The organism is Massilia sp. IC2-278 (assembly GCF_020708045.1).
Classification (GTDB): domain Bacteria; phylum Pseudomonadota; class Gammaproteobacteria; order Burkholderiales; family Burkholderiaceae_D; genus Telluria.
In genome coordinates, this window is the sequence record NZ_JAJFES010000001.1 from 722,579 (window position 1) to 748,432 (window position 25,854).

General features: G+C 65.5%; 16 protein-coding genes and 1 pseudogene. 5 read left to right on the forward strand and 12 right to left on the reverse strand.

What is annotated here, in order from left to right; all coding sequences use genetic code 11:
- Positions 1-59: 59 nt before the first annotated feature.
- Positions 60-3,659 (forward strand): hydantoinase B/oxoprolinase family protein, encoded by a 3,600-nt coding sequence (locus LK540_RS03165; protein WP_229435572.1) that lies wholly within the window; start codon positions 60-62, stop codon positions 3,657-3,659.
- A 245-nt stretch (positions 3,660-3,904) separates the two neighbouring features.
- Here LK540_RS03165 and LK540_RS03170 read toward each other — a convergent pair whose 3' ends face one another.
- Positions 3,905-5,545: a tetratricopeptide repeat protein gene (locus LK540_RS03170; RefSeq protein ID WP_229435573.1), complete on the reverse strand. Its 1,641-nt coding sequence runs from the start codon at positions 5,543-5,545 to the stop codon at positions 3,905-3,907.
- Positions 5,546-5,762: 217 nt separating this feature from the next.
- Here LK540_RS03170 and purL point away from each other — a divergent pair, with 217 nt between their 5' ends.
- On the forward strand, positions 5,763-9,788 hold the full coding sequence (gene purL / locus LK540_RS03175; protein WP_229435574.1) for a phosphoribosylformylglycinamidine synthase: 4,026 nt from the start codon (positions 5,763-5,765) through the stop codon (positions 9,786-9,788).
- Positions 9,789-10,172: 384 nt separating this feature from the next.
- Here the strand turns inward: purL and LK540_RS03180 are convergent, their stop codons facing one another.
- The 6 genes from LK540_RS03180 to LK540_RS03205 all read right to left on the reverse strand — a co-directional run bounded on the left by LK540_RS03180 (position 10,173) and on the right by LK540_RS03205 (position 14,898).
- Positions 10,173-10,949 (reverse strand): peptidyl-prolyl cis-trans isomerase, encoded by a 777-nt coding sequence (locus LK540_RS03180; RefSeq protein ID WP_229435575.1) that lies wholly within the window; start codon positions 10,947-10,949, stop codon positions 10,173-10,175.
- Between the two features lie 92 nt (positions 10,950-11,041).
- Positions 11,042-11,824 (reverse strand): peptidylprolyl isomerase, encoded by a 783-nt coding sequence (locus LK540_RS03185; protein WP_229435576.1) that lies wholly within the window; start codon positions 11,822-11,824, stop codon positions 11,042-11,044.
- A gap of 107 nt (positions 11,825-11,931) precedes the next feature.
- The gene (locus tag LK540_RS03190) at positions 11,932-12,246 is read right to left on the reverse strand and encodes a BolA family transcriptional regulator (protein ID WP_229435577.1); all 315 of its coding nucleotides are present in this window, start codon (positions 12,244-12,246) and stop codon (positions 11,932-11,934) included.
- The gene (locus tag LK540_RS03195) at positions 12,243-12,875 is read right to left on the reverse strand and encodes a septation protein A (protein WP_229435578.1); all 633 of its coding nucleotides are present in this window, start codon (positions 12,873-12,875) and stop codon (positions 12,243-12,245) included. The genes LK540_RS03190 and LK540_RS03195 overlap by 4 nt, the downstream gene beginning before the upstream one ends.
- A 24-nt stretch (positions 12,876-12,899) precedes the next feature.
- On the reverse strand, positions 12,900-13,295 hold the full coding sequence (msrB, locus tag LK540_RS03200) for a peptide-methionine (R)-S-oxide reductase MsrB (protein WP_229435579.1): 396 nt from the start codon (positions 13,293-13,295) through the stop codon (positions 12,900-12,902).
- A gap of 109 nt (positions 13,296-13,404) precedes the next feature.
- On the reverse strand, positions 13,405-14,898 hold the full coding sequence (locus tag LK540_RS03205; protein WP_374041323.1) for a YdiU family protein: 1,494 nt from the start codon (positions 14,896-14,898) through the stop codon (positions 13,405-13,407).
- A 206-nt stretch (positions 14,899-15,104) separates the two neighbouring features.
- Here LK540_RS03205 and LK540_RS03210 point away from each other — a divergent pair, with 206 nt between their 5' ends.
- Positions 15,105-16,757 (forward strand): 3-(methylthio)propionyl-CoA ligase, encoded by a 1,653-nt coding sequence (locus LK540_RS03210; RefSeq protein ID WP_229435581.1) that lies wholly within the window; start codon positions 15,105-15,107, stop codon positions 16,755-16,757.
- Between the two features lie 30 nt (positions 16,758-16,787).
- Here LK540_RS03210 and LK540_RS03215 read toward each other — a convergent pair whose 3' ends face one another.
- Positions 16,788-16,961, reverse strand: a complete 174-nt coding sequence (locus tag LK540_RS03215; protein ID WP_229435582.1) for a hypothetical protein — start codon at positions 16,959-16,961, stop codon at positions 16,788-16,790.
- A gap of 177 nt (positions 16,962-17,138) precedes the next feature.
- On the opposite strand from LK540_RS03215, the gene LK540_RS03220 reads away from it, so the two are divergent.
- Positions 17,139-18,647 carry a CYTH and CHAD domain-containing protein gene (locus LK540_RS03220; protein WP_229435583.1) on the forward strand — a complete coding sequence of 503 codons (1,509 nt, stop codon included), beginning with the start codon at positions 17,139-17,141 and terminating at the stop codon, positions 18,645-18,647.
- A 12-nt stretch (positions 18,648-18,659) separates the two neighbouring features.
- On the opposite strand, the gene LK540_RS03225 is transcribed toward LK540_RS03220, so the two are convergent.
- From LK540_RS03225 to LK540_RS03240, 4 genes are all read right to left on the reverse strand, one after another.
- Positions 18,660-19,382 carry a MarC family protein gene (locus LK540_RS03225; RefSeq protein ID WP_229435584.1) on the reverse strand — a complete coding sequence of 241 codons (723 nt, stop codon included), beginning with the start codon at positions 19,380-19,382 and terminating at the stop codon, positions 18,660-18,662.
- Positions 19,383-19,968: 586 nt separating this feature from the next.
- Positions 19,969-20,733, reverse strand: a complete 765-nt coding sequence (locus tag LK540_RS03230) for a hypothetical protein (RefSeq protein WP_229435585.1) — start codon at positions 20,731-20,733, stop codon at positions 19,969-19,971.
- Between the two features lie 9 nt (positions 20,734-20,742).
- Positions 20,743-21,141: an alternative ribosome rescue aminoacyl-tRNA hydrolase ArfB gene (gene arfB, locus LK540_RS03235; RefSeq protein ID WP_229435586.1), complete on the reverse strand. Its 399-nt coding sequence runs from the start codon at positions 21,139-21,141 to the stop codon at positions 20,743-20,745.
- Positions 21,142-21,233: 92 nt separating this feature from the next.
- A complete protein-coding gene (locus tag LK540_RS03240) occupies positions 21,234-23,699 on the reverse strand; it encodes a hypothetical protein (protein WP_229435587.1) in 2,466 nt (821 codons plus the stop codon).
- A gap of 44 nt (positions 23,700-23,743) precedes the next feature.
- Between LK540_RS03240 and LK540_RS03245 the strand changes: the two are divergent.
- Positions 23,744-25,830 (forward strand): annotated as a pseudogene (locus LK540_RS03245) (3-hydroxyacyl-CoA dehydrogenase NAD-binding domain-containing protein).
- The last annotated feature ends 24 nt before the right edge of the window (positions 25,831-25,854 follow it).

The window sequence follows — 25,854 nt, forward strand, 5'->3', positions numbered from 1 at the left end:
TGTGCCTGATCCTGGCGCGACGGCGGCTACAATAGGGAAAACACAACCTGGAGAGACGCATGGACTGGCAGTTCTGGATCGACCGCGGCGGCACATTCACCGACATCGTGGCACGCCGCCCGGATGGGCAGCTGGTGACGCACAAACTCCTGTCCGAGAATCCGGAACAGTACCGCGACGCGGCGGTGGCCGGCATCCGCCACCTGCTCGGCGTGGCCGCCGGCGACCCGCTGCCCGCGGCCCGGGTCGAGGCGGTGAAGATGGGCACCACGGTCGCGACCAACGCGCTGCTGGAGCGCAAGGGCGAGCCGACCGCGCTGGCGATCACGCGCGGTTTTCGCGACGCGCTGCGCATCGCCTACCAGAACCGCCCGCGCCTGTTCGACCGCCACATCGTGCTGCCCGAACTGCTCTACGCCCAGGTGGTCGAGATCGACGAGCGCATGGGTGCGCATGGCGAAGTCGTGCAGCCGCTGGACGAAGTGGCGGCCCGCGCCGGCCTGCAGCAGGCCTACGACCGCGGCCTGCGCGCACTGGCGATCGTCTTCATGCACGGCTACCGCTACACGGCGCACGAGGCCGCGATAGCGCGCATCGCACGCGAGATCGGCTTCACGCAGGTCTCCACCTCGCACGAAACCAGTCCGATGATGAAGCTGGTCGCGCGTGGCGACACCACCGTGGTCGACGCCTACCTGTCGCCGATCCTGCGCCGCTACGTCGACCAGGTCGCGTCCGAGCTGCCGGGCGTGAACCTCCAGTTCATGCAGTCGAACGGCGGCCTGACCGATGCGCGCGCCTTCCAGGGCAAGGACAGCATCCTGTCCGGCCCGGCCGGCGGCATCGTCGGCATGGTGCGCGCCAGCCGCCTGGCCGGCTTCGAGAAGATCATCGGCTTCGACATGGGCGGCACCTCGACCGACGTCTCGCATTACGCCGGCGAGTTTGAACGCGTGTTCGAGACCCAGGTCGCCGGCGTGCGCATGCGCGCGCCGATGATGAGCATCCACACGGTGGCCGCCGGCGGCGGCTCGATCCTGCACTTCGACGGCAGCCGCTACCGCGTCGGCCCCGACAGCGCCGGCGCGAATCCCGGCCCGGCCAGCTACCGGCGCGGCGGGCCGCTGGCGGTCACCGACTGCAACGTCATGCTCGGGAAGATCCAGCCGGCGCACTTCCCGAAGCTGTTCGGCCCGAATGCCGACGAAGCGCTCGACGTCGACGTCGTGCGTGCCCGCTTCGCCGAGATGGCCGGGCAGATCTTCGACGCCACCGGCGACCGGCGCACGCCCGAGCAGGTAGCCGAAGGCTTCATCCAGATCGCGGTCGGGAACATGGCCAACGCGATCAAGCAGATCTCGGTGCAGCGCGGGCACGACGTGACCGAATACGCGCTGACCAGCTTCGGCGGCGCCGGCGGCCAGCACGCCTGCCTGGTGGCCGATGCACTGGGCATGAAGACGGTCTTCATCCACAGCCTGGCCGGCGTGCTGTCGGCCTACGGCATGGGCCTCGCCGACCAGAGCGCGATGCGCGAGCAGGCAGTCGAGGAAAAGCTGGGCGCGGCCGGGGAAGGGGCGCTGGCGGCACGCCTGGACGCGCTGGCCGAGGCCGCGCGCGGCGAGTTGCTGGGGCAGGGCGTGGGCGCCGAGCGCATCGACGTCATCCGGCGCGTGCACCTGCGCTACGAGGGCACGGACTCGGCGCTGGTGGTGGACTTCGGCTCGAACGCGGCCATGCAGGCGCAGTTCGAGACAGCCTATAAACGGCGCTTCTCCTTCCTGATGCCGTCGCGCGCGCTGGTGGTCGAAGCGGTGTCGGTGGAGGCGCTGGGCCGCTCCGAAGCGCCGCCCGAGACCATCACCGACAGCAGCCCGCGTGCCGGCACCCCGGCGCCATCGGAACAGGTGCGCATGTTCGGCAATGGCGAATGGCGTGAGACCGGTATCTACCGCCGCGCCGACGTCAAGCCGGGCGACACGATCAAGGGTCCGGCCATCGTCGCCGAGAACAATGCCACCACGATCGTGGAGGCTGGCTGGCAGGCCGAAGTCACGCCTTACAACCACCTCGTGCTGAAGCGGGTGGAGGCGCTGCCGGAGCGGCGCGCGATCGGCACCACGGCCGACCCGGTGATGCTCGAAATCTTCAACAACCTGTTCATGTCGATCGCCGAGCAGATGGGCCTGCGCCTGCAGAACACGGCCTATTCGGTGAACATCAAGGAGCGCCTCGACTTCAGCTGCGCCATCTTCGACGCCGACGGCAACCTGGTGGCGAACGCGCCGCACATGCCGGTGCACCTGGGTTCGATGGGCGAATCGATCAAGACCGTGATGCGCGAGAATGCCGGCCGCATGCGCGCCGGCGACGTATACGTGCTGAACGACCCGTACAACGGCGGCACCCATTTGCCGGACGTGACGGTGATCTCGCCGGTGTTCGACGAAGCGGGCCGGGAGATCCTGTTCTATGTCGGCTCACGCGGCCACCATGCGGACATCGGCGGCACCACGCCGGGCTCGATGCCGCCGGACTCGCACCACATCGAGCAGGAGGGTGTCCTGATCAACAACTTCAAGCTGGTCGACGGCGCTGACGGCGTGCTGCGCGAGGCAGAGGCGCGCGCCTTGCTGCTCGGGGCGCGCTACCCGGCGCGCAACCCGGACCAGAACATGGCCGATCTGCGCGCCCAGGTGGCGGCGAACCAGAAGGGCGTCGAGGAACTGCACCGCATGGTGGCGCACTTCGGGCTGGACGTGGTGCGCGCCTACATGGGCCACGTGCAGGACAACGCCGAGGAAGCCGTGCGGCGCGTGATCGGGGCGCTGAAGGACGGGGCGTTCACGGTGGAGCTGGACAACGGCGCCCACATCGACGTGGCGATCCGCGTCGACCGCGCGGCACGGGGCGCCGAGATCGATTTCACCGGCACCTCGGCCCAGCTGGACAACAACTTCAATGCGCCCTCGGCGGTGTGCATGGCAGCGGTGCTGTACGTGTTCCGCACCCTGGTCGAGGACGAGATACCGCTGAACGGCGGCTGCCTGAAACCTTTGCGGGTGATCATTCCGCCGGGCTCGATGCTCAATCCCCACTATCCGGCTTCGGTGGTGTCGGGGAACGTCGAGACCTCGACCTGCATCACGAATGCGCTGTATGGCGCGCTGGGCGTGATGGCGGCCTCGCAGGGGACGATGAACAACTTCACCTTCGGGAACGCAAAGTACCAGTACTACGAAACGATTTCCGGCGGCAGCGGGGCGGGCGAGGGCTTCGATGGCACGGATGTGGTGCAGACCAACATGACCAACTCGCGCCTGACCGATCCGGAAATCCTCGAGTTCCGCTTCCCGGTGCGGCTGGAGAGCTATGCGATCCGTGCCGGTTCCGGCGGGGCGGGGCGCTGGCAGGGCGGGAATGGCGGCGTGAGGAAGGTGCGCTTCCTGGAGCCGATGACGGCGGCGATCTTGTCGAACAACCGGGTCTATGCGCCCTTTGGCATGGCAGGCGGCGAGCCGGGGGCGCGCGGCGTGAACAGCGTGCTGCGCGCGGATGGCAGCGTAGAGGGGGTGGGGCACATCGGCAAGGTGGAGATGGCGGCGGGCGACACGTTCGTGATCGAGACGCCGGGTGGGGGAGGGTACGGCAGCGTGTAAAGCAATTATCGGCGTATTCCGTACGGTGGGCACGCTGTGCCCACGCGGTTACGTGTTCATGATGCGGGCACGTGCGGGGAGGTGTCGCTCGCGTCACTGAACGAAGCCGGCCAACGCGATTGGGTGTGCGGCAGGGCTTGATGCTACCGATTGGATCTCATCGGCCAACGGCAAAAGCAGACGCACGTAACCGCGTGGGCACGGAGTGCCCACCGTACGGGAGACATCAGCGGCCGAACGTTGCGTTACGACGAAATACCGTACTTGCGCCGCATCGCCATGTACTCGTCGGTCAACGGCCCCAGCCTCGGATGCTGGGCATCCACCGCCCGGATATTCTCCAGCTGCGCGAAGCACAGCTCCCCCAGCGGGTGATCCCACCCCAGCTCGTTGATCTGCCTGAGCACCCCGCCCGCCACCGCGATCATCACCTGCAGATTCCCCGGCGCCATGCGCAGCGCTTCGAGCAGGGTCTGGACCGCGCCGCGCACGTCGCCCATGTTGCGCTTCTCGTCGGCCACGCCGAGCAGGATCTGGGCCTGCGCCTTCAGTTGCTGGCCCATGCCGTCGGCCAGGTCGCGGCGGCCGGCGTCGGCGAACACCTGCAAGGCGCCGGCAGTCGTCATGCCGGCGGCCGGATCGTTCACCACCGTCATCATCACCTCCTGCGCCTGGCCGTCGAGCCGGTGCGCCAGGCAGGAGCGCACCAGACCCAGGCGCAGCGCCGGCGACAGGCCGCTGCTGGCGCGCACGGCCGTCACCGCCGTGTGCAAGTCGTTCAGCGCCGCGGGGCGGTTGCCGGCCGCGTCGTGCACGGCCGCGTTGGCGATCGCCAGGCAGGCGTCGGTTTCCGGGCTGGCGCGCAGCGAGCGTTCCAGGTCGCGCACCACGCCGGTGGCCTGCAGCACGTCGCCGCGCTTCACCAGGGCCTTGACCAGTTTCACATGGTCTTCGGGGTCGCGGAATTCCGAGTAGCGCGCCTTGCTCACCACCTGCCTGAGCGCGCGTTCCGCCGCCGCCGCGTCGCCGGCGTCGAGCGCCACTTCGCCGAGTTTGCGCAGGCGCCGTACCAGATGCGGCGACAAATTCACCGCTTCTTCCAGGATCTTCTGCGCCTGGGCGTGGGCGCCGGCCGCCTCGTGGCAGCGCGCCAGCAGGTCGTAGGCGCCCATCAGCTGCGGCTTGGCGGCGATCAGCATCTGCAGGGTCTCGCGTGCCTCGTCGATGCGGCCCTGGGCGAACTGCGCGCGCGCCAGGCCCAGGCCGGCCCAGCCCAGCGGCTTGAAGGCCAGCACCTTGCGGTAGATCTGCTCGGCCTCGCCATGCTCCTTCAGCTGCACGTGCAGTTCGGCGCGCAGGCGTGCGAAGTCGAGGGCGTGGCGCGCATGCGTGATCTCGGCCGCGGCGGCGCTGCGGATCGCTTCGCGGAGATTGTTCTGCGCCACCAGCTGCCAGGTCGGCAGGAACACGGCGCGCCGCTCCAGGGCGCGGGCGATGCGTGCGCCCAGGGTCTCGGCCGTAAACGGTTTCAGCACGTAGTCGGTGGGCGCGAGTTCGGCCGCGCTGACCACCTTGCCGTGCACCGCTTCCGAGGTCAGCATGATGAAGATGGCCCAGGGCGCGATCAGGCGGTGGTGGCGCAGGTCTTCCAGCAACTGCTGGCCGTCCTGGCCGTCGCCGGCGCCGCCGCTGCCGGCGCCGCCAAGGTCGTATTCGCAGAGGATGACGTCGTAGGCGCGGCGCGTCAGCTGGCGGATCGCGGTGCCAGCATTGATCGCGTACTCGACCTTGCTGATGCTCGCGGCATTGAGCATGTTCTGCAGGTTGCTGCGCATGCCTGGATTGGGGTCGATCACCAGTACCGACAGCTTGCTGTTGTCTTGCATGTGTTCTCTTTCGTTGCTCGGGCGCGAAACGCTTCAAACGCTACAATACCGGCAAGGGAAGGGCGCGGCAACCGGCAGTCCGCCACGGGGCGCGCAGAAGCTCGCCGGCCCTGCAGTCCACCCTGCGGTCCACCCTGTAGTCCACCCTCTGGTGCACCCTGTATAATAGCGGGCTATCTTCCACCCGCAGCCACGCTGCATCAACCGACTTCCAGCCATGTTGATTCTGCCGGGTTCCAACGCCCTTTCGGTATTCCGTAGCCAACGCCTCCTGAACCAGCTGCAAGCAGTCGCTCCCACGATTGCCTCGGTCCAGGCTCGCTTCTACCACTTCATCGACGCCAGCGCACCGCTGTCCACTGCGGACACCGAGCGCTTGACGGCCATGCTCACCTACGGCGAGCCTGTGCCCGAGACCCTGTACGAGGGCGCCGTCGAAGAGTTCTTCGTGATTCCGCGCCTGGGCACGATCTCGCCCTGGGCCTCGAAAGCGACCGACATCGCGCACAACTGCGGCATGTCGCACGTGCACCGCATCGAGCGCGGCGTGGCGTACAAGGTGGTGCTCAAAAGCGGCATCCTCGGCAGCAGCATCGGCGCGCCGAAGAAGCTGGACGCCGACGCCATCGCCGCCGTGGCCGCCCTGCTGCACGACCGCATGACGGAAAGCGTGCTGCGCAGCGCCGACGATGCCGTGCGCCTGTTCGATGAACTGCCGGGCAAGGGACTGGAATCGGTCGACGTGCTGGGCCAGGGCCGCGGCGCCCTGGTGCGCGCGAACGTCGAACTTGGCCTGGCGATGTCGGACGACGAGATCGACTACCTGGACGACGCGTTCACGAAAGCCCAGCGCAACCCGACGGATGTGGAACTCATGATGTTCGCCCAGGCGAACTCGGAACACTGCCGCCACAAGATCTTCAACGCCGACTGGATCATCGACGGCGTGAAGCAGGACAAGTCGCTGTTCGGCATGATCAAGAACACTCACCAGCTGCAGCCGAAGGGGACGGTCGTCGCCTACAGCGACAATTCCTCGATCATGGAAGGGGCGACGGTCACGCGCTTCTTCCCGCGCGAGAACGGCGAGTACGCGACCCTGAGCGAACTGACGCACACGCTGATGAAGGTCGAGACCCACAACCACCCGACCGCGATCTCGCCATTCCCGGGCGCCTCCACCGGCGCCGGCGGCGAAATCCGCGACGAAGGCGCGACCGGCCGCGGCGCCAAGCCGAAGGCGGGCCTGACCGGCTTCACGGTCTCGAACCTGGACCTGCCGGATGCCCGGCGCGCCTGGGAGAATGCGGCCGACGTGACGGCTGCCGGCGACAAGAGCTCGGCAGCCGTGTACGGCAAGCCGGAACGCATCGCCTCGCCGCTGCAGATCATGATCGACGGCCCGCTCGGCGGCGCCGCCTTCTCGAACGAATTCGGCCGTCCGGTACTGGGCGGCTACTTCCGCACCTACGAGCAGAACGCGCAGGCGGCGGGCGGCGTGTACGGCTACCACAAGCCGATCATGATCGCCGGCGGCATCGGCAACATCTCGGACCAGCACACGCACAAGAACGACATCCCGCCGGGCAGCCTGCTGATCCAGCTGGGCGGCCCCGGCATGCGCATCGGCATGGGCGGCTCGGCCGCTTCGTCGATGGCCACCGGCACGAACACCGCCGACCTGGACTTCGACTCGGTCCAGCGCGGCAACCCGGAAATGGAACGGCGTGCCCAAGAGGTGATTAACGGCTGCTGGCAGCTGGGCGCCGGCAATCCGATCATCTCGATCCACGACGTTGGCGCTGGCGGCCTCTCGAACGCCTTCCCGGAAATCGTGAACGACGCCAAGCGCGGCGCGACCTTTGACCTGCGTAAGATCCAGCTCGAAGAGTCGGGCATGGCGCCGAAGGAGATCTGGTCGAACGAATCGCAGGAACGCTATGTGCTGGCGATCGCGCCGGAGAGCCTGGAGACGTTTGCAGCCCTGTGCGAGCGCGAGCGTGCGCCGTTCGCCGTGATCGGCGTCGCCACCGAAGAGCGCCAGTTGCGCGTGGTCGATCCGGAAGCGGGTAACAATCCGGTCGACATGCCGATGGAAGTCCTGCTCGGCAAACCGCCGAAGATGCAGCGCACGGTCGAGCACGTGCAGCGCGACCTGCCAGCGGTCGACCTGACCGGCATCGCGCTGGAAGAAGCCGCCAAGCGTGTGCTGCTGCTGCCGACCGTCGCCGACAAATCCTTCCTGATCACCATCGGCGACCGCAGCGTCGGCGCCATGACCGCGCGCGACCAGATGGTCGGCCCGTGGCAGGTGCCGGTTGCCGACTGCGCCGTCACCGTGATGAGCCACGAGGGCTATGTGGGCGAAGCGATGGCGATGGGCGAGCGCACCCCGCTGGCCGTGATCGACGCCGCCGCTTCCGGCCGCATGGCCGTGGGCGAGGCGATCACCAACATCGCCGCCGCGCCGATCGCCTCGATCGAAGACATCAAGTTGTCCGCCAACTGGATGGCCGCCTGCGGCCAGCCGGGCCAGGACGCGGCCCTGTTCGACACCGTGAAGGCGGTCGGCATGGAGCTGTGCCCGGCGTTGGGGATCAGCATCCCGGTCGGCAAGGATTCGCTGTCGATGCGCACAACCTGGCAGGACGAAGGCGAAGCGAAATCGGTGATCTCGCCGGTGTCGCTGATCGTCTCCAGCTTCGCGCCGGTGCCGGACGTGCGCCGCACGCTGACGCCGCAACTGCGCACGGACCTCGGCGACACCGCCCTGATCCTGATCGACCTGGGCCGCGGCAAGAACCGCATGGGCGCCTCGGCGCTGGCGCAGGTTACCCAGCAGCTGGGCGACGCGGTGCCGGACGTCGATTCGCCGGAAGACCTGAAGGCCTTCTTCGCCGCGATCCAGCGTTTGAACGCGGACGGCAAGCTGCTGGCTTACCACGACCGTTCGGACGGCGGCCTGTTCGCCACCCTGTGCGAGATGGCCTTTGCCGGCCGCGCCGGCGTGTCGGTCAATCTCGACATCCTGACCATGGAAGGCGAGCACGCCTCCGACTGGGGCGACGCCAAGAACTGGGCCACGCAGGTCGGCGAGCGCCGCAACGAGATGACGCTGCGCGCGCTGTTCTCGGAAGAGCTGGGCGCCGTGGTGCAGGTGCGCGCTGAGGACAAGAGCCTTGTCATGAACGTGCTGCGCGAACTGAACCTGGGCGCCTGCAGCCACATCATCGGCAAGGTCAACGATCGCGGCGTGGTCGAGTTCACGCGCGACGCCAAAGTCATCTACCTCGAAAAGCGCAGCAACCTGCACCGCCTGTGGTCCGAGACCAGCTGGCGCATCGCGCGCCTGCGCGACAACCCGGCCTGCGCCGACCAGGAATACGAGCGCCTGCTCGACGAAACCGATCCGGGCTTCACGCCGAAGATCGCTTTCGACATGAACGAGAACGTGGCGGCGCCCTTCATTGCGACGGGCGTGCGTCCGCGCGTGGCCATCCTGCGCGAGCAGGGCGTGAACTCGCACATCGAGACCGCGTTCGCCATGTACCAGGCCGGCTTCAACGCCGTCGACGTGCACATGAGCGATCTGATCGCCGGCCGCGTGAAGCTCGACGACTTCAAGGGCGTGATCGCGGTGGGCGGCTTCTCCTACGGCGACGTGCTGGGCGCGGGCGAGGGCTGGGCCAAGACCATCCTGTTCAACGCCCAGCTGGCGGACCAGTTCGCGCGCTTCTTCGCGCGCCAGGATACCTTTGGCCTGGGCGTGTGTAACGGTTGCCAGATGCTGGCCAACCTGAAGCCGATCATTCCGGGCGCGCAGGCCTGGCCGAAGTTCACCCGCAACAAGTCGGAACAGTTCGAGGCGCGCTTCGGCATGGTCGAGGTGCTGGATTCGCCGTCGATCTTCTTCCAGGGCATGGCAGGTACCCAGGCGCCGCTGGCGATCGCCCACGGCGAAGGCTTTGCCGACTTCTCGCTGACCGGCGATCTGTCGCAGGTGGTGCAGTCGCTGCGCTATGTCGACAACCGCGGCCAGGCCACCGAGCAGTACCCGTTCAACCCGAACGGCTCGCCGGGCGGCCTGACGGCGGTCACCACCCCGGACGGCCGCTTCACGGCCATGATGCCGCACGCCGAGCGCGTGTTCCGCACCGTGGTGCATTCGTGGGCGCCGGAGAGCTACGGCGAGGATGGACCGTGGATGCGCATGTTCCGCAATGCGCGCAAGTGGGTGGGTTGATCGCTTAGCGTGGAAACAGGAACGCCTCCCTCGGGAGGCGTTTTTGTTTGGGGATGCGGCGGCGGGGTTGACGTTGTAGGGTGGACACCTGTGTCCACGCGGTACGACAGTTGCGTATTCGTGCAGGCTCCCCCAATGGTCAAACGATGAGACCGCGTGGACACAGGTGTCCACCCTACGAACACCGTTCGAGGCCATCTCACGCAATTCGACAACGCGCACGCTACACCGCGTGGGCTCGAGAGCCCACCCTACCCACTGTCGGCATAGTGCCGCGCAGGCCTCGTCGGACGGTGGGTTCGAGCACCCACCCTACAAATAAAAAGGCGCTTCCTCGGAAGCGCCTTTTGCTTGTTTCAGCCTATTACTTACAGCCAGCCAGGATTACTGGACCTTGGCCTTCTTCAGCAGCGACTCGCGGAACTCGGCCAGCTTCTTCTGCTGCAGCGATTCTGCAACCTGCTGCTTGACCTGGTCCAGCGGCGGGACTTGCACCGGACGCACGTCTTCGAGCTTGATGACGTGGAAGCCGAACTGGGTCTTCACCGGGGTGTCGGTGATGGCGCCTTTTTGCAGCGAGGTCATGGCTTTCGAGAATTCTGGAACGAAGCCGCGCGGGTCGGCCCAGCCCAGGTCGCCGCCGTTCTGGGCGGTGCCGTCCTTGCCCTGCTTGGCCAGTTCTTCGAACTTGGCGCCGCCCTTGAGCTTGGTGATGATGGCCTTGGCGTCTTCTTCCTTCTCGACCAGGATGTGGCGGGCGTGGTATTCCTTCTCCGGCGCCTGGGCCTTGGCCTTGTCGTACTCGGCCTTGATCTCGGCGTCCTTGACCGGGTTTTTCTTGACGTAGTCGGCCAGCATCGCGTTGATGATGATGCTCTGGCGGGCATTGTCGACCGCTGCCTTGACGTCCGCACGGCCGCCGACGCCTTGCTTGTCGGCTTCCTGGATCAGGACTTCACGGCCGATCAGTTCTTTCTTGACCATTTCGCGCAGCTGCGGCGAATCCGTGGCACGGCCTTGGGCGACGATCTGCTTGACCGCCTGGTCAACCTTTGCCGCCGGGATCGGCTTGCCATTAACGGTGGCGGCGTTCTGCGCGAACACAGGCGCAGCGACCAGCGCGGTCATGGCGAGCAACAGGCGGGTGGGCTTCAAAATCATTGTTCGGATCCTATAAAAACTCGATAAAGTCGCCCGCTGGCGACGAAACCCGGCGCGTCACCCAGGGGCGGGCGCGCCGGAGGCACAACATCTTACTGTACCTTCGCCTTCTTGACCATTTCCTCCTGATAGGCGGCGAGCTTGGTCTGGGTCAGGCTTTCGGCGATCTGCGGCTTGATTTCTTCCATCGCCGGAACTTTCACGGCGCGGGTGTCGTCGACCTTGATCACGTGGTAGCCGGCGCCCGTTTTCACCGGGGTCTCGGTCACGCCGCCTTTTTGCAGCTTGGTGAAGCCGGCTGCGAATTCCGGCGGGAAGGCGGCCGGGCTAGCCCAGTCGAGGTCGCCGCCATTGTTGGCCGAACCGGTGTCCTTGCTTTGCTTGGCCAGTTCTTCGAACTTGGCGCCGCCCTTCAGCTTGGCGATGACGGCTTTCGCTTCGTCTTCGGTGGCCAGCAGGATGTGGCGCACGTGGTATTCCTTTTCCGCGGCCTGGGTCTTGGCGAAGCGGTCGTACTCGGCCTTGATTTCGGCATCGGTGACCGGGTTCTTGGTGATGTAGTCGCGCGCCAGCTGGCTCACGACGATGGCCTGGCGGGCATTGTCGAGGGCGAGCTTGACTTCAGGCTTCTTGTCGTAGCCTTGCTTGATCGCTTCCTGCATCAGCACTTCGCGTTCGATCAGCTGCTTCTTGATCATGTCGCGCATTTGCGGCGAATCCTCGCCCTGGCCCTGGGCCACGACTTGCTTCACGATCGCGTCCACGCGCGAGGTCGGGATCGGCTTGCCGTTGACGACGGCCAGGTTCTGGGCGAAAGCGGGTGCTGCGATAACGGCGATCAGGGCTAACAGCAGTTGTGCTGGCTTAAAAGTCATTATGGTGTTCCTGTGGGAGGGGAGTTGCTTGGACGGAGTTCTGATTAATTCTTTTGCAGAGCAATTCAATTGTGCGAGAGATTTCTTAAGCTATGCTGAACGTGGCCTCAGTCCGTGTTCGGCATGCTTGCGGATGACAGCTCGGAGGGCGCCAGGGCGGTGATTGCCAGGGCGTGGATCTCGGCCTTCATCATATCGTGCACGGCATCATACACCAGTCGATGGCGCATGACGAGTCTTAGTCCCTCGAAGCGCTCGGAGACGATGCGCACGCTGTAATGACCACCGCCCGAGGCGGCGCCGGCGTGCCCGGCATGCAGGTGCGAATCGTCGCCGACGGCCAGGTCGAGCGGGTTCAGGGCTTCGGTCAGGCGCGCTTCGATGCGCTCGACCCGGGTGTCGACGCGGTTATCCAGACTCATGCTTCCTCCTGTGGAACGTGTTTTACCAGCATCATGGCTTGGCCGATAGAGAACAAGAAGAAGATCGCGGTCATGCCGAAGACCTTGAAGTTCACCCAGGCGTTCGTGTCGTTCTCGAAGACCACGAAGGCCATCACCAGGTTCAGCGCGCCCAGGAAGAACAGGAAACCCATCCACTGGAAGCCGACGCGCGGCCAGATGGCTTCCGGCAGCGGCAGGGCTTCGTGCATCACCTTGCGCATCAAATTGTTTTTCAAGAAGACCTGGCTGACGAACAGGGCCGCCGCGAAGATCCAGTACAGCATGGTCGGCTTCCACTTGATGAAGGTCTCGTCGTGGAAATAGATGGTGGCGCCGCCGAACACCACGATCACGAAGAAGGACACCCAGAGCATGGTGTCGACCTTGCGCCGACGTACCAGCAGGTAGCCCACCTGGAGCACGGTGGCGATGATGCCGACCACGGTGGCGAGCATGATCGGCGCCTGGCTGGCGATGATCTTGCCGCCCGAGACCAGGCCGCCGAGGTAAGTCTCGGCCAGCGCCACCGCGGCCGCCTCGTTGCCGGTGCCGTATTTATAGACCGCGAAGAACAGGATCAGCGGGAAGAAGTCGAACAAAAATTTCATGGGGCTCCAGGTAAAGCTTGGTGGTTACAGCGGCTTGAAGCTGAGCGCGGCCGAGTTGATGCAGTAGCGCAGGCCGGTCGGCGGCGGGCCGTCCGGGAACACGTGGCCGAGGTGGGCGTCGCACACGGCGCAGATGATCTCGGTGCGCACCATGCCGTGCGTACGGTCGACTTTCTCGATCACGTTGTCGGGATCGAGCGCCTTGAAATAGCTGGGCCAGCCGCAGCCGGACTCGAACTTGGCGTCGGACTCGAACAGCGGGGTGTTGCAGCAGACGCAGGTGTAGATGCCGTGCTCGTGGTGGTCCCAGAATTTGCCGGTGAAGGCACGCTCGGTGGCGGCGTGGCGCGTCACCTGGTATTCCATCGGGTCGAGCTGGGCACGCCATTCGGCGTCGGTCTTGGTCACTTTATCGGTCATGTCGGTCTTTCTTTTCAAAGCCTGCGCAAAGCACGCAGTGTAATCGCACCCGGCAGTATACGCATGCGGGAGGACCGGCATGCGAAGGATACGCCTGGCAACGAGGAAATCACGAGGTGCAGCTGACCTCGAGATGCGCGGCCCAGTCCGGCGGCAGCGCGGCATAGGCTTCGTGTTCGGGCTGTTCGTCGTAGGGCTGCTCGAGGATGGCGAGCAGTTTGTTCACTTCGCCGAAATCGCCGTTCTGTGCCCGTTCGATCGCCTGCTGGGCCAGATAGTTTCGCAGGATGTATTTCGGGTTGACGCGGTTCATGGCGGCGCGGCGTTCGGCGTCGTCGCTGCCTTCGGCGCGCAGGCGCTTGCGGTAGCGCAGGGCCCAGGCGTCAAAGGCGGCGCGGTCGATGAACAGGTCACGTATGCCTTCCTCGCTGCCGGGCTCATCTATCTTGAGGTCGGCCAGGCGCCGGAATAGCAGGGTGAAGTCGACGTGGCTGGCCTGCATGATGGAGAACAGGCCGTCGATCAGGGCGCGGTCGCCGTCGCGGGTGTCCGCCAGGCCGAACTTGGCGTGCAACAGCACGTCCAGGTGGCGTTCGAATTCCGGCATGTAGACGTCCAGTGCTTCCTGGGCCGCTTCCACGGTCTCGATCAGCGGCAGCAGGGCATTGCCCAGCGCGTAGCAGTTCCAGTGGCCGATGGCGACCTGGTTCGCATACGAATAGCGTCCGCCCTGGTCGGTGTGGTTGCAGATGTGGTTGACGTCGAAGGCTTCCATGAAGCCGAAGGGACCGTAGTCCAGGGTCAGGCCCAGGATCGACATGTTGTCGGTGTTCATCACGCCGTGCATGAAGCCGACCGCCTGCCAGTGCGCGATCATGCGCGCGGTACGGCGTGTGACTTCCGCCAGCAGCGCCGCATAGGGATTCGCTGCGCCTCGCAGATCGGGGTAGAAGGTGTCGATCACGTAGTCGGCCAGGGTGCGCAGTTCGTCCGGCTTGTCGCGGTAGTGCCAGTGCTCGAAGGAACCGAAGCGGACAAAGCTCGGCGCCATGCGCGTGACCACCGCCGCCGTTTCCAGCGATTCGCGCATCACCCGCTGCTGGGAGCCGGTGACGACCAGGGCGCGCGTGGTCGGAATGCCGAGCGCAGCCATGGCTTCGGAGCACAGGAATTCGCGGATCGAGGAGCGCAGCACGGCGCGGCCGTCGCCCATGCGCGAGTAGGGCGTCTTGCCGGCGCCTTTCAGCTGCAGTTCCATGCGGCCTTCCGGCCCCGGCAGGTCGCCGAGCAGGATGGCGCGGCCATCGCCCAGCTGGCCGGCCCAGACGCCGAACTGGTGGCCGGAATACACGGCTGCCAACGGCTGGGCGCCTTCGGGGACGGCGTTGCCGGTCAGGGCGGCCACGAAATCGTCCTGCGCCAGGGTGGCCGGGTCGAGGCCGACCAGGGCGGCTGCACGGCTACTTCCCGCGACGAAATACGGCGCAGGCATGGGCGTCGGCATCAGCCGCGTGTAGAACGCGGGCGGCAGGGCGGCAAAGCCGTTGCCGAAGCTGAGATCGTTGGGTGTAATGGCAGTTCCCTCACTAGGTATGATCGAGATGACGACAAGATTCTACCGTACCGGGCAGATTCTATTCGCGCGCACCGCGTCCGCAAGCGCGCTTACATCCGATAACATTTTGCAATTGCCCGGCTTTGTGCCGCGATCCGGGGCTGCTGCGCCGCAGCATCGAAACATGTTGACGCGCTGCATCAAGCCGAATCACACTCGTTCGAGCTTGACAATCAGACCACAGGAGACATTCGATGACGCCGTACCCGAAGAGCCCGCTGATGGGCCAGATGATGGACCAGCCCCTGCTCATATCAAACATCATCGAGTTCGCGGCGCGCCACTTCGGCGCCAACGAAATCGTATCGCGCCGCGTCGAAGGCGACATCCACCGCTACACCTACCGCGAATGCGAAGAGCGCGCCCGCCGCATGGCGCGTGCGCTGACAGGCCTGGGCGTACAGATGGGCGACCGCGTCGCCACCCTGGCCTGGAACGGCTACCGCCACATGGAGCTGTACTACGCCGTGTCCGGCTCCGGTGCCGTGCTGCATACCATCAACCCGCGCCTGCATCCCGAGCAGATCGCCTACATCGTGAATCACGCCGAAGACCAGTACCTGTTCTTCGACCTGACCTTCCTGCCGCTGATCGAGGCGGTGGCGCCGCACTGCAAGACCGTGAAGTCCTTCATCCTGATGAGCGACCGCGCTCACATGCCCCAGGAAACGAAGATTCCGAGTTTGCTGTGCTACGAGGACATCATCGCGTCGAGCAGTGACGACTACGTATGGCCGCAGTTCGACGAAAACTCGGCCGCTTCGCTGTGCTACACCTCGGGCACGACCGGCAACCCGAAGGGCGCGCTGTACTCGCACCGCTCGACCCTGCTGCACGCCTATGCCTCGAGCATGCCGGGCGCGCTGAACGTGTCCTGCCTGGACACCGTGGTGCCGGTGGTGCCGATGTTCCACGTGAATGCCTGGGGCTTGCCGTATTCCGTGCCGCTGTCCGGCGCCAAGATGGTGTTCCCGGGCGCGGCGCTGGACGGCAAGTCGCTGTACGAGCTGTTCGAGGCGGAAAAGGTGACCTTCTCGGCCGGCGTGCCGACCGTCTGGCTCGGCCTGATCAACCACGCGCTGCAGAACAATTTGCAGTTCTCCACTTTCCGCCGCACCGTGATCGGCGGCTCGGCCTGCCCGCCGGCGATGATGGACACCCTGATCGACAAGCTCGACGTGCACGTGATCCACGGCTGGGGCATGACGGAAATGTCGCCGCTCGGCACCACCGGCGGCCTGCAGGCCAAGCACCGCGAACTGCCGAAGGAAGAGCAGCGCAAGATCCTGCAGAAGCAGGGCCACGCCATCTTCGGCGTCGACATGAAGATCGTCGACGACGACGGCGAGGAACTGCCGTGGGACGGCGAGACCTATGGCCACCTGTACGTGAAGGGGCCGTGGATCGTGTCGGGTTACTTCCGCAACGAAGGAGGAGACGTGCTGAAGGATGGCTGGTTCCCGACCGGCGACGTGGCGACCATCGACGGCGACGGCTACATGCAGATCACCGACCGCAGCAAGGACGTCATCAAATCCGGCGGAGAATGGATCGGCAGCATCGACCTGGAAAACATTGCCATGGCCCACCCGGCCGTGATGCAGGCGGCCTGCATCGGCGTGGCCCACCCGAAATGGGACGAGCGGCCGATGCTGGTGGTAGTCAAGCGCCCCGGGCAGGAAGTGTCGCGCGAGGAACTGCTGGCCTTCTTCGAGGGCAAGGTGGCGAAGTGGTGGCTGCCGGACGACGTGGTGTTCACCGAGGCGCTGCCGATGGGCGCGACCGGCAAGATCCAGAAGAACCGGCTGCGCGACCAGTACAAGGAGCACAAGCTGCCGACGGCGTGAGCCTGCGCCGCCCGCAGCGTGTGGGCGGCGTCAATCGAGCGCCGGGGGCAGGCCTTCGGGCAACTCTTGCTTGAGCACCTGCTCGATGACGCTGCCCTCGACGTCGCGCGCCTTCAGGAATTCGACGGCGCTCGGCGTGCCGGCATCGAGCTGGATGGCGCGCGCCGCTTCGACGGTTTGCGCGTCGAGTTCCAGTTGTTCCATCGGTTTTTCGTTCTCTGTTCCCACAATCGGCCTCATACAGGTTGGATAGCGCCAGTGTGACCGCCCATTATGACCACCGCATTACCGCGTCACCGATAGTCGCTGCCACCCGGTGACCGTCCGTGCGCCTCATCCGTGTCGCCTGTGCTGTAGTAGAGGCAAAGGAGGATACCCCGCATGGAAACCGAACTCAAACTGAAAGTCCCGGCGGACGAGCTGGAACGGCTGCGCCGCCACCCGATGCTGCACGAACGCGCGCTCGGCGAACCCGTCGAGCATCACCTGGTCGACACCTATTACGACACTCCCGAGCGGGCCTTGTGGAAGGCCGGCCTGACCCTGCGTGTGCGCGCCGACAACGGACGCTGGATCCAGACCGTGAAGACGGCCGGCGATGCCTCGGGCAGCCTGCACCGGCGCGGCGAGTGGGAATGCGCGCTGCCCGACGCCCAGCCGCGCCCCGACCTGGTCGCGCGCCAGGTCAAGCCGGCGGCGATGGCCGAACTGCTGCGCAGCGCCGCCATCGCTGCCGACCTGGCGCCGCTGTTCCAGAACACGACCCACCGCACCACCTGGCGCATTGCGCTGGCTGACGGCCAGGAGCTCGAATGCGCATTGGACGCGGGCAGCATCGCCGCCGGCGCCCAGCAGGCGTCGATCGCCGAACTCGAGCTCGAACTGAAGGAAGGCGATCCGGCCCAGCTGTTCCGGCTGGCGCTGGACCTGCACCACGAGGTGCCGCTGCAGCTGGCCAGCGACAGCAAGGCCGCGCGCGGCTATGCGCTGCTCGACGCCGCCCCGCTACGTGCCCACAAGGCGGCGCCGGTACGCCTGCGCGCCAGGATGACGCTGGAACAGGCCTTTGTCGCCATCGGCGCGAATTGCCTGGCGCAGCTGGAGTCGAATGTGCCGGGCGTGCTGAAGCGCGACGTCGAAAGCCTGCACCAGATGCGCGTGGGCTTGCGCCGCCTGCGCGCCCTGGTCGACATGTTCGACGAGCTGGTGCAGCCCCCGGCCGCGGTGCGCGAGGGACTCGACTGGCTGGCCGGGGAACTCGGCGCCGCGCGCGACTGGGACGTATTGGCCGGCTCCACGCTGGAAAGCATCGACGGGCTGGACCCGGCGGCCCTGCGCCAGGCGGCGCAGGCCAAGGCAGAGGCGCATCACCGCCAGCTGGCCCAGACCCTGCGCGCACCGCATTTCACCCAGGTGCTGCTGCAGGTGGGAGGCTGGCTGCACGGGCGCGCATGGCGCGCAGGTGATGCGTTGGTGAAGGATTCGCCGCTGGCGGCGCCGGCCGGGCGCGGCATGCGGCCGCTGCTGCGCAAGGCGGAGAAGCGGCTCGACAAGCGTATCGACGGGCTGGATACGGCGGACGCGCACGCGCGCCATCGCACCCGTATCGCGGCCAAGAAGGCGCGCTATGCGGCGGAGTTTTTCCAGGACCTGCTGCCGGCCAAGCGTGTGAAGCCGTATGTCGGGCGCTTGTCGAAGCTGCAGGACAAGCTGGGCATGCTCAACGATTACGCGGTGGCCGACCGCTTGCTGGATGCGCTGAAGGGCAGCAATGCGCAGGTGGCGCGCCAAGCGGCGTATGCGCGTGGCTACCTGGCGGCGAGCACGGCGGCGCGCAGCAGCCGGCTGGGCAAGGCGCTCGCTTCAGTGGCGGGCCGGCGGGTCACCTGACAGCGGCAAGACTCATTGCCACAGTGCGACCGTGTGGATGGTCGTGGGCTGCGAGGAGAACGCCATGATCTCCAGCAGCAGTTCGCGCACGCCATCCCAGACGATCTGCACGCCCAGGCAGAGCAGGATGAACGCGGTCAGCCGCAGGAAGACCGCGGTTCCCGCTTCGCCGATCAGGCGCAGGAAATGCTCGCCGTAGCGGAACGCCAGGTAGAGCAGCACCCCGATCAAAGCCAGCGCCAGCAGCGCCGCTCCCATGCGCGCCGCCGACATCACGAGCTCGACATCATGCAGGGTGACGCCCACCGTGATGGCGACCGAGATCGACGCCGGGCCACAGCTGATCGGGAACGTCAGCGGATAAAAGGCCTGGCGGTGCGCGTGGTCGAGCGTGTAGGCCTCGGCCAGGGCCGCGCGGCTGTCTTGCGTTTGCGGTGTGGCGCCGAGCAGCCGCCATGCGACCGAAGCCAGTATCAGGCCGCCGCCGATGCGCACGATCGGCAGCGAAATGCCGAAGAAGTCGAGCACGTAGGAACCGATGAGCATCGATCCCGTCATCAGCCAGAACATGTTGCGCGCAATGCGGCTGGCGAGCAGGATGCGTGTGGCGGGCGACGCGCCTTCGGTCATGCTCAGGAAAATCGGCGCGGTGGCGGCGGGATTAAGGATGGGCAGCATCGTCACCAGGACGAACAGGAAGCTCCTGGCAGCGGCGAGCATGAGGTCGACAGTCATGGGATACGGATGACGTCTGCCTGGCGCGTGGCGCCGTCATGCACGCAAACGGCGCCTCCCGGCAGACCGGATGGGAAAGACCTCAATCTACAGGAAGTGGCGCCTTGGCGAACACACTGCTGCGCGGGATGGCATCCATGCGCGCAAGGACGGAGCGATTCGTCTTGCTTCCATGCCCGCATCCGGCTGGTTGAAGGCGCGTCCGGAGCCGCTCCGATCCTGCGTCAAGTCATCGACAGGGACGAGGAAGCCGGCGGCGTTCTTGTTGACGAAAATGATCTGGGGAGGCCAGCACCCTGAGCGCGACAGACCTCGGCACGCCGCCTTGTTCCAGGAACTGCAGGGCTGGGTGCAGCCCTTGCTCCGAGCATAATCGGATCCCCGCATCGACCTGGCGCGCGGTTTTCGTATCAGTACGAATGTCGTTTTTACTTTGCGATGCCATACGTCCCCTCCCGTTGCATAAAACTTACCAGATGCAACAGCCAACTTAAAGTAATTTATTAAGTATGTTGCGTAAATACTTGAACATAATAAAATACTTGAAAAAATGGAACTTGCATGGCAGGCGAGGGAACCGGCTGCGTCAGCTGGACCGCCCCGACGGCAGCACGTGCCGGAACGTCGGTTCGATGTTCATCGCATGCAGGTGGCGCACGATGTCTTCCAGGCTGGCGTCCTTCAGCAGCAGACCGTCCGGCGTGGCGCTGGGCGACGCAGGGGGCGCCGGCGCCAGGCTGCCTTCCGATGCGGCCGCACCGGCCCCGCGCGCCTGCAGGCGTTCCAGCGCCGCGCCGAAACGCGCCGCATCGATGCTCTCCAGGCCTTCCAGGAAGGCAGCCTGGGCCGCTTGCGGCGGTGCGATCTCCAGCCCGGGTTCGCCGATGAAGGAGGCGCCCATGCCCGGATTGATGAAGGCGGTCCAGCGCCCGCTGTCGCGGTTCAGGCAGGGCGGCAGCTCGACCGGCGCGCCCAGGCTCGGCTCGGTTTCCGGGAAATAGGCCTGGCGCAGCAGCTCGACGAACTGGCCGGCTTCCAGTGAAGGCAGCGGGGTGGCCAGCGACAGCCACAAGCAGAAGCCTTCCTGGCTGGCGATGCTCACGGCCGGCGCAGGCAGGTCGAGTTCTTCCTGCAGGGCGTTCGCCACCTCGCACAGCAGGGCCCAGTGGCGGCCTTCCTCGGCCTTCGGAATCCGGTGGAAGGGAATCGCGATGGTGCGGGTCAGGCCGTCGACGGTGGTGATGTCGGGCGGCAGGGTCTGCTGGCCGAGGATGTGGGCTTGCAGCGCCTCCTCGGTGACGACGCCTTGCGGCAGGTAGAGCCGCATCAGTTCCTGGATAAGCTTGAGCATGGGTTCCTTTTAGTCTGTAACTTTGCGGCGCAGGGCCTTGACCTGGCTGCTGCGCGTCTTGCCGTCGAGGCGGCGTAGCTGCGAGCCACGCGTCGGCCGGGTCGGACGGCGCACGAGCGGCACCTCGGCCGCGGCGTCGACCAGCGCCTGCAGGCGCCGCAGCGCGTCTTCCTTGTTCTGCTCCAGGCTGCGCGATTGCTGGGCTTTCAGCACCAGCACGCCGTCCTGCGAGAGACGGCTGTCGTGCAGCGCCAGCAGGCGCAGTTTGACGGCTTCGGGCAGCGAAGACGCGTGGACGTCGAAGCGCGCATGGACAGCGCAGGACACCTTGTTGACGTTCTGGCCGCCCGGACCCTGGGCGCGGATGGCGCTGAACGCCACCTCGAGCGGGTCGATCAGTGGCTTCATGGCGAAGGATGGGGCGGGCGGTTCATGCCCCGCATGATAACCGCAGGCGCGGCCTTCGCCAAAGGCGGGCCGCGCCTGGCCGGTTTTCCGGGTCAGTTGGCCTTGCGCGGGAAGAGGCGCACCAGGATGGTCTGGTCGCGCGCGGCGGGGCCGTCGGCCTGCGCCGTCTGCGTGCCCTTCGCCAGCAGCGTGTCGACCACCAGGGCGCCGCGGGCCGCGGTTTCCAGGACGCGCGCGGCATGCTTGGCGCGGGCCGCCGACAGCACCACGTTGCGGTCGGCGGATGGACCTTCGCAACCTGCCATCGTGTAATCCTTGCGCAATTTGTTGGAATAGGTGCAGGCGCTTTCCGGTGCGATTGCCGCGGCCTTGCAACCCGCGAGCGTGGCCGGGAGAACGGACGCATAGCCTTCCACCGTGGCCATGTGTTCGAGTCCGTGGCGCGCACGGTAGGCGGCCAGGCCGCGGCCGAGCGCGGTCAGCGCCGGCTCCAGCTCGGAGGCCAGGCAGGAGTCGCCGCGGAAGGAACGGGCGAAGGTGATGACGTAGCCGTCGGCGGTGCGGGTGCAGTCGGCGCCGGCGCGGGCCAGGCTGGGGTCGGCGCACAGCGAGGGGGCTGCGGCCGAAGGTCCGGTGCCCGGGCCCGAAGCGGGGGCGGGCACGGCCAGGTTGATGACGGGCGTGACGTTGTTGTAGTTGGTCGGCGTGAAGTTGTTGACGTTGCTGACGCTGAGGTTCAGTTTGAGGGTGACCGAGGCCTGGCTGACCGCCGTGGCGGCCGTGACGACCGAGACGTTGCTGCTGATGTGGTTGCTGACCTCGGCGCCGCGCATGGCCAGGGTGCCCGGCGACAGCCGTACTGCATCGTCGATGACTTTCGCAGTGGCGACATCGGCCAGTTGCTGAACAGTATTTTCGTCAACCAGGTCGACGCCGTTTAGTGGCTCGTTTGGTACTCCAGCCCCTGTTTGCCGCTTAGCCGAAATGGCCGCGGCCAGCATTTGCTGCCGCGCTGTCCAGGCGTTTGTCATGTGCACCCCAGCCGGCGTGACGGTGGACATTGGCATGACTTGACCTTGCCCGATCTCGGCTGCCGCAACGGACGTACCGTGTGCGTGTGCAACGAAGGAGAGCGCTATACCATCGGTATTTGTGCCGTCACCTTCTGGTGTCGACTCTAGGAATGAGCTTTTTTCCACGATAGGGGGAAGCGGCTTGAGCTGAGTCAGAATGGGATCATTTTTCTGGACTTGGAGGATGATCATGGTATCGATCAGTTCGGTAAGCATCGAGAACTGCGTACCCTGAACGAGGTTCTCGCAGGCGGCCCGGCGCAATTCGCGCAGCACCGGTCGGGTAAGGAGCGCTTCCGCACCGGACTGCGTCGCGGAAACAGGACCTGCAAACTGTGGCGCATTCAGGGGCATTTCAGTTTCCACGTTTCTTTGCTGTTCCCTCACCTGGAAACTGGCCTGGATGCTCGCGAACGCGGCAGTTACGGCATCCTGGAGGTCCGGGCCAAAAGCAAGATAGCCGATGCTGACTGCGCCATACGCCTTTTCATCTAGTTGTCGAAGCACGGCGTCCGCAGTTTTGAGCGAGTTGTGCAGCATTTCGAGTGTGCGGCGGGCAACATGAGTCATCACCAAGTCCTTGACGCCCTCGCGCACGGCGAGCGCGTGACTGCCACTCAAAACTTCCTCGAAGCGGGTGAGATGAATCCGAAGGTTCATGTCCCATGCCTCTAACTCAATGCGGGCGGCCGGCTCCAGTTCCGCACCGAGCAGCTGCACCGCACGTCTCAGCTGGTATTGACTGGTGCGCACCGTTGTCAACTTCTCCCTGACGGAAGTCAGATGGCACTGCATGGTTTGAAGCAATCGTGTCTGGGTATCATAACGGGACAGTGGCGCCATGGCACCGGCGGCGCTGGGCTGCGTACAAGGTGCGTCAGCGTCGTCGTCGTTTAGCTTTTTGATATCGCTGTCGATTGCAGCGACGCTCTCGGCGAGGTCTTTGAAGTCATCGCGCAGCGCGTTGACCGCTGTGGACACGGCGGTCCAGCGCGCTTCACGTGCGGCCCAGATTTCTTTTTCCTCTGTCGTTTTGGCGGAGTCGATGGGGTCCGGTTGACGCGGCTTGATGTATTTGCTCATGATTTGATCAACCGAGCACATTGGAAGAAGGGTTTGCGTCTGGTCCAAACTACATTTGCCGACATTCCCTAACTGGATGCTGGCAAACGCCTCGGGAATCTTGAATCTGGGGGGCAATGCACTCGTCGCCAGCCGGCATTGTTCGCTGATCGCCATGCGCTGTTCAATCGATTTCGACAGGGTACTGGCGCAGCCCGATAATAGGCCCATGAGCGCCACCATCAGGCACATCCGTTTCGGCAACATCGCTTCCCCTTTTATTGTTGTGGAAATGATATTTCTGCAACTACGATATCGCTGTGTTTGCCATTTCGTCAATACACCTGCTTCTTTATTTTTTTCCCTTACTGAAAAGGACGGCTCATGAAATAAGACGACCGTACTTTTTTGCGTTATAGTCATCGAAGCAGTTCAACTCGCGCAGTCAACTATTAAAAGGAAGAGACATGAGTGCAGACTACGTCGTTCACGGCAGCGTTGCCGTCATCACCCTGAACAATCCGCCGGTCAATGGCCTAGGCTTCGAGACGCGCACGGCTGCCGTCGCCGCTCTGCGCCGCGCCGAAAGCGACGCCGCCGTGAAGGCGGTTGTGATCACCGGCGCCGGCAAGGTGTTTTCGGGCGGGGCCGACATCCGCGAATTCAATTCGCCGAAAGCGCTGGCCGAACCAAACCTGCACACCCTGATCGCCACCGCCGAGAATCTGGAAAAGCCCGTGGTCGCCGCGATCCACGGCGTCTGCATGGGCGGCGGCCTCGAACTGTCGCTCGGCTGTCATTACCGCGTGGCGCTGCCGGGCGCCCAGGTCGGCCTGCCGGAAGTGAAGATCGGCCTGGTGCCGGGCGCCGGCGGCACCCAGCGCCTGCCGCGCGTGGTCGGCCTGGAGCTGGGCCTGAACATGATCGTCTCGGGTAACCGGTGCTGTCGGAAAAGCTGGCGGAAACGAAGCTGTTCGACCGTGTGTTCGATGCCGGCGCCGACCTGGTCGCGGCCAGCGTCGACTTCGCGAACAGCATCGCCGACGTGCGTCCGCTGCCGAAGGTGCGCGACCTGAAGATCGACTATCCGAATGCCGAAGCCTTCTTGCAGTTCTCGCGCAATACCGTGAAAGCCATGGCTGGCCCGTTCCCGGCGCCGCTCGAATGCGTGGAGTGCGTGGCGGCGGCGGTGACGAAGAAGATCGAGGATGGCCTGGCATTCGAGCGCGAGCGCTTCTTCGCCCTGGCCCAGACCGACGAATCGAAGGCGCTGCGCCATGCCTTCTTTGCCGAACGCGCCGCCAGCAAGGTGCCGGATGTGCCAGCCGACACCCCGACCCGCGAGATTGCGCGCGCCGCCGTGATCGGCGCCGGCACCATGGGCGGCGGCATCGCCATGAACTTCGCGAACGCCGGGATTCCGGTCACCATCCTGGAAACGAAGCAGGAAGCGCTGGACAAGGGCCTGGCGACCATCCGCAAGAACTACGAGAACACGGTCAAGAAGGGGAAGCTGGCGCCGGAGAAGGCCGAGCAGCGCGTCGGGCTGATCACGGGCACGCTGGCCTACGAGGACATCGCCGGGGCCGACATCGTGGTGGAGGCCGTGTTCGAGGACATGGAGGTCAAGGCCCAGGTCTTCCGCAAGCTCGACGAAGTCATGAAGCCGGGTGCGATCCTGGCCTCGAACACCTCGACGCTGGACCTCGACAAGATCGCCGCGTTCACGAAGCGTCCGCAGGACGTGATCGGCCTGCACTTCTTCAGCCCGGCCAACGTGATGAAGCTGCTGGAAATCGTGCGCGGCGCGCAAACAGGCAAGGACGTGCTGGCCACCGCGCTGGCGCTGTCGAAAAAGATCCGCAAGACCGGCGTGGTTTCCGGCGTGTGCGACGGCTTCATCGGCAACCGCATGGTCGAGCAGTACCTGCGCCAGGCTTTCTTCCTGCTGGAAGAAGGTGCGCTGCCGGAGCAGGTGGACAAGGCGATCGAGAAGTTCGGCTTTGCGATGGGGCCGTTCCGCATGAGCGACCTGGCCGGCAACGACATCGGCTGGTATATCCGCAAGCGCCGCTATGCCGAGTCGCCGGAACTGGTGTATTCGCCGATCCCGGACCGCCTGTGCGAAGCGGGACGCTTCGGCCAGAAGACCGGCGCCGGCTGGTACGACTACCAGGCGGGCGACCGCAAGCCGCATGCGTCGCCGCTGGTGAACGACATGATTACCGGCTATGCGCAGGAAGCCGGTATCGAGCGCCGCGCGATTTCCGATGCCGAGATCGTGCAGCGTCTGGTGTTTGCGCTGGCGAACGAAGGCGCGCGCATCCTGGAAGAAGGCATCGCCCTGCGCGCCTCCGACATCGACATGGTCTACCTCACCGGCTATGGCTTCCCGCTGCACCGCGGCGGACCGATGCTGTATGCGGACACGGTGGGCCTGACCAACGTACTGGACACGATTCGCAAGTTCGCACGCGGACGCCACGGCGAAGCATGGCAGCCGGCGCCGCTGCTGGAGCGCCTGGCGAACGAGGGCAAGGGTTTTAACGGCTGAGCTCCTATTGCTCGCTTGCGCTAG

What these genes read in the sequence shown, in the direction of transcription:
- arfB (WP_229435586.1), bottom strand. Translation starts at nt 21,141, where the DNA reads ATGAAGCCACTGATCGACCCGCTCGAGGTGGCGTTCAGCGCCATCCGC.
- LK540_RS03195 (WP_229435578.1), bottom strand. Translation starts at nt 12,875, where the DNA reads ATGAAATTTTTGTTCGACTTCTTCCCGCTGATCCTGTTCTTCGCGGTC.
- LK540_RS03170 (WP_229435573.1), bottom strand. Translation starts at nt 5,545, where the DNA reads ATGCAAGACAACAGCAAGCTGTCGGTACTGGTGATCGACCCCAATCCA.
- msrB (WP_229435579.1), bottom strand. Translation starts at nt 13,295, where the DNA reads ATGACCGATAAAGTGACCAAGACCGACGCCGAATGGCGTGCCCAGCTC.
- LK540_RS03215 (WP_229435582.1), bottom strand. Translation starts at nt 16,961, where the DNA reads ATGGAACAACTGGAACTCGACGCGCAAACCGTCGAAGCGGCGCGCGCC.
- LK540_RS03180 (WP_229435575.1), bottom strand. Translation starts at nt 10,949, where the DNA reads ATGATTTTGAAGCCCACCCGCCTGTTGCTCGCCATGACCGCGCTGGTC.
- LK540_RS03185 (WP_229435576.1), bottom strand. Translation starts at nt 11,824, where the DNA reads ATGACTTTTAAGCCAGCACAACTGCTGTTAGCCCTGATCGCCGTTATC.
- LK540_RS03230 (WP_229435585.1), bottom strand. Translation starts at nt 20,733, where the DNA reads ATGCTCAAGCTTATCCAGGAACTGATGCGGCTCTACCTGCCGCAAGGC.
- LK540_RS03225 (WP_229435584.1), bottom strand. Translation starts at nt 19,382, where the DNA reads ATGACTGTCGACCTCATGCTCGCCGCTGCCAGGAGCTTCCTGTTCGTC.
- LK540_RS03240 (WP_229435587.1), bottom strand. Translation starts at nt 23,699, where the DNA reads ATGACTATAACGCAAAAAAGTACGGTCGTCTTATTTCATGAGCCGTCC.
- LK540_RS03190 (WP_229435577.1), bottom strand. Translation starts at nt 12,246, where the DNA reads ATGAGTCTGGATAACCGCGTCGACACCCGGGTCGAGCGCATCGAAGCG.
- LK540_RS03210 (WP_229435581.1), top strand. Translation starts at nt 15,105, where the DNA reads ATGACGCCGTACCCGAAGAGCCCGCTGATGGGCCAGATGATGGACCAG.
- purL (WP_229435574.1), top strand. Translation starts at nt 5,763, where the DNA reads ATGTTGATTCTGCCGGGTTCCAACGCCCTTTCGGTATTCCGTAGCCAA.
- LK540_RS03165 (WP_229435572.1), top strand. Translation starts at nt 60, where the DNA reads ATGGACTGGCAGTTCTGGATCGACCGCGGCGGCACATTCACCGACATC.
- LK540_RS03220 (WP_229435583.1), top strand. Translation starts at nt 17,139, where the DNA reads ATGGAAACCGAACTCAAACTGAAAGTCCCGGCGGACGAGCTGGAACGG.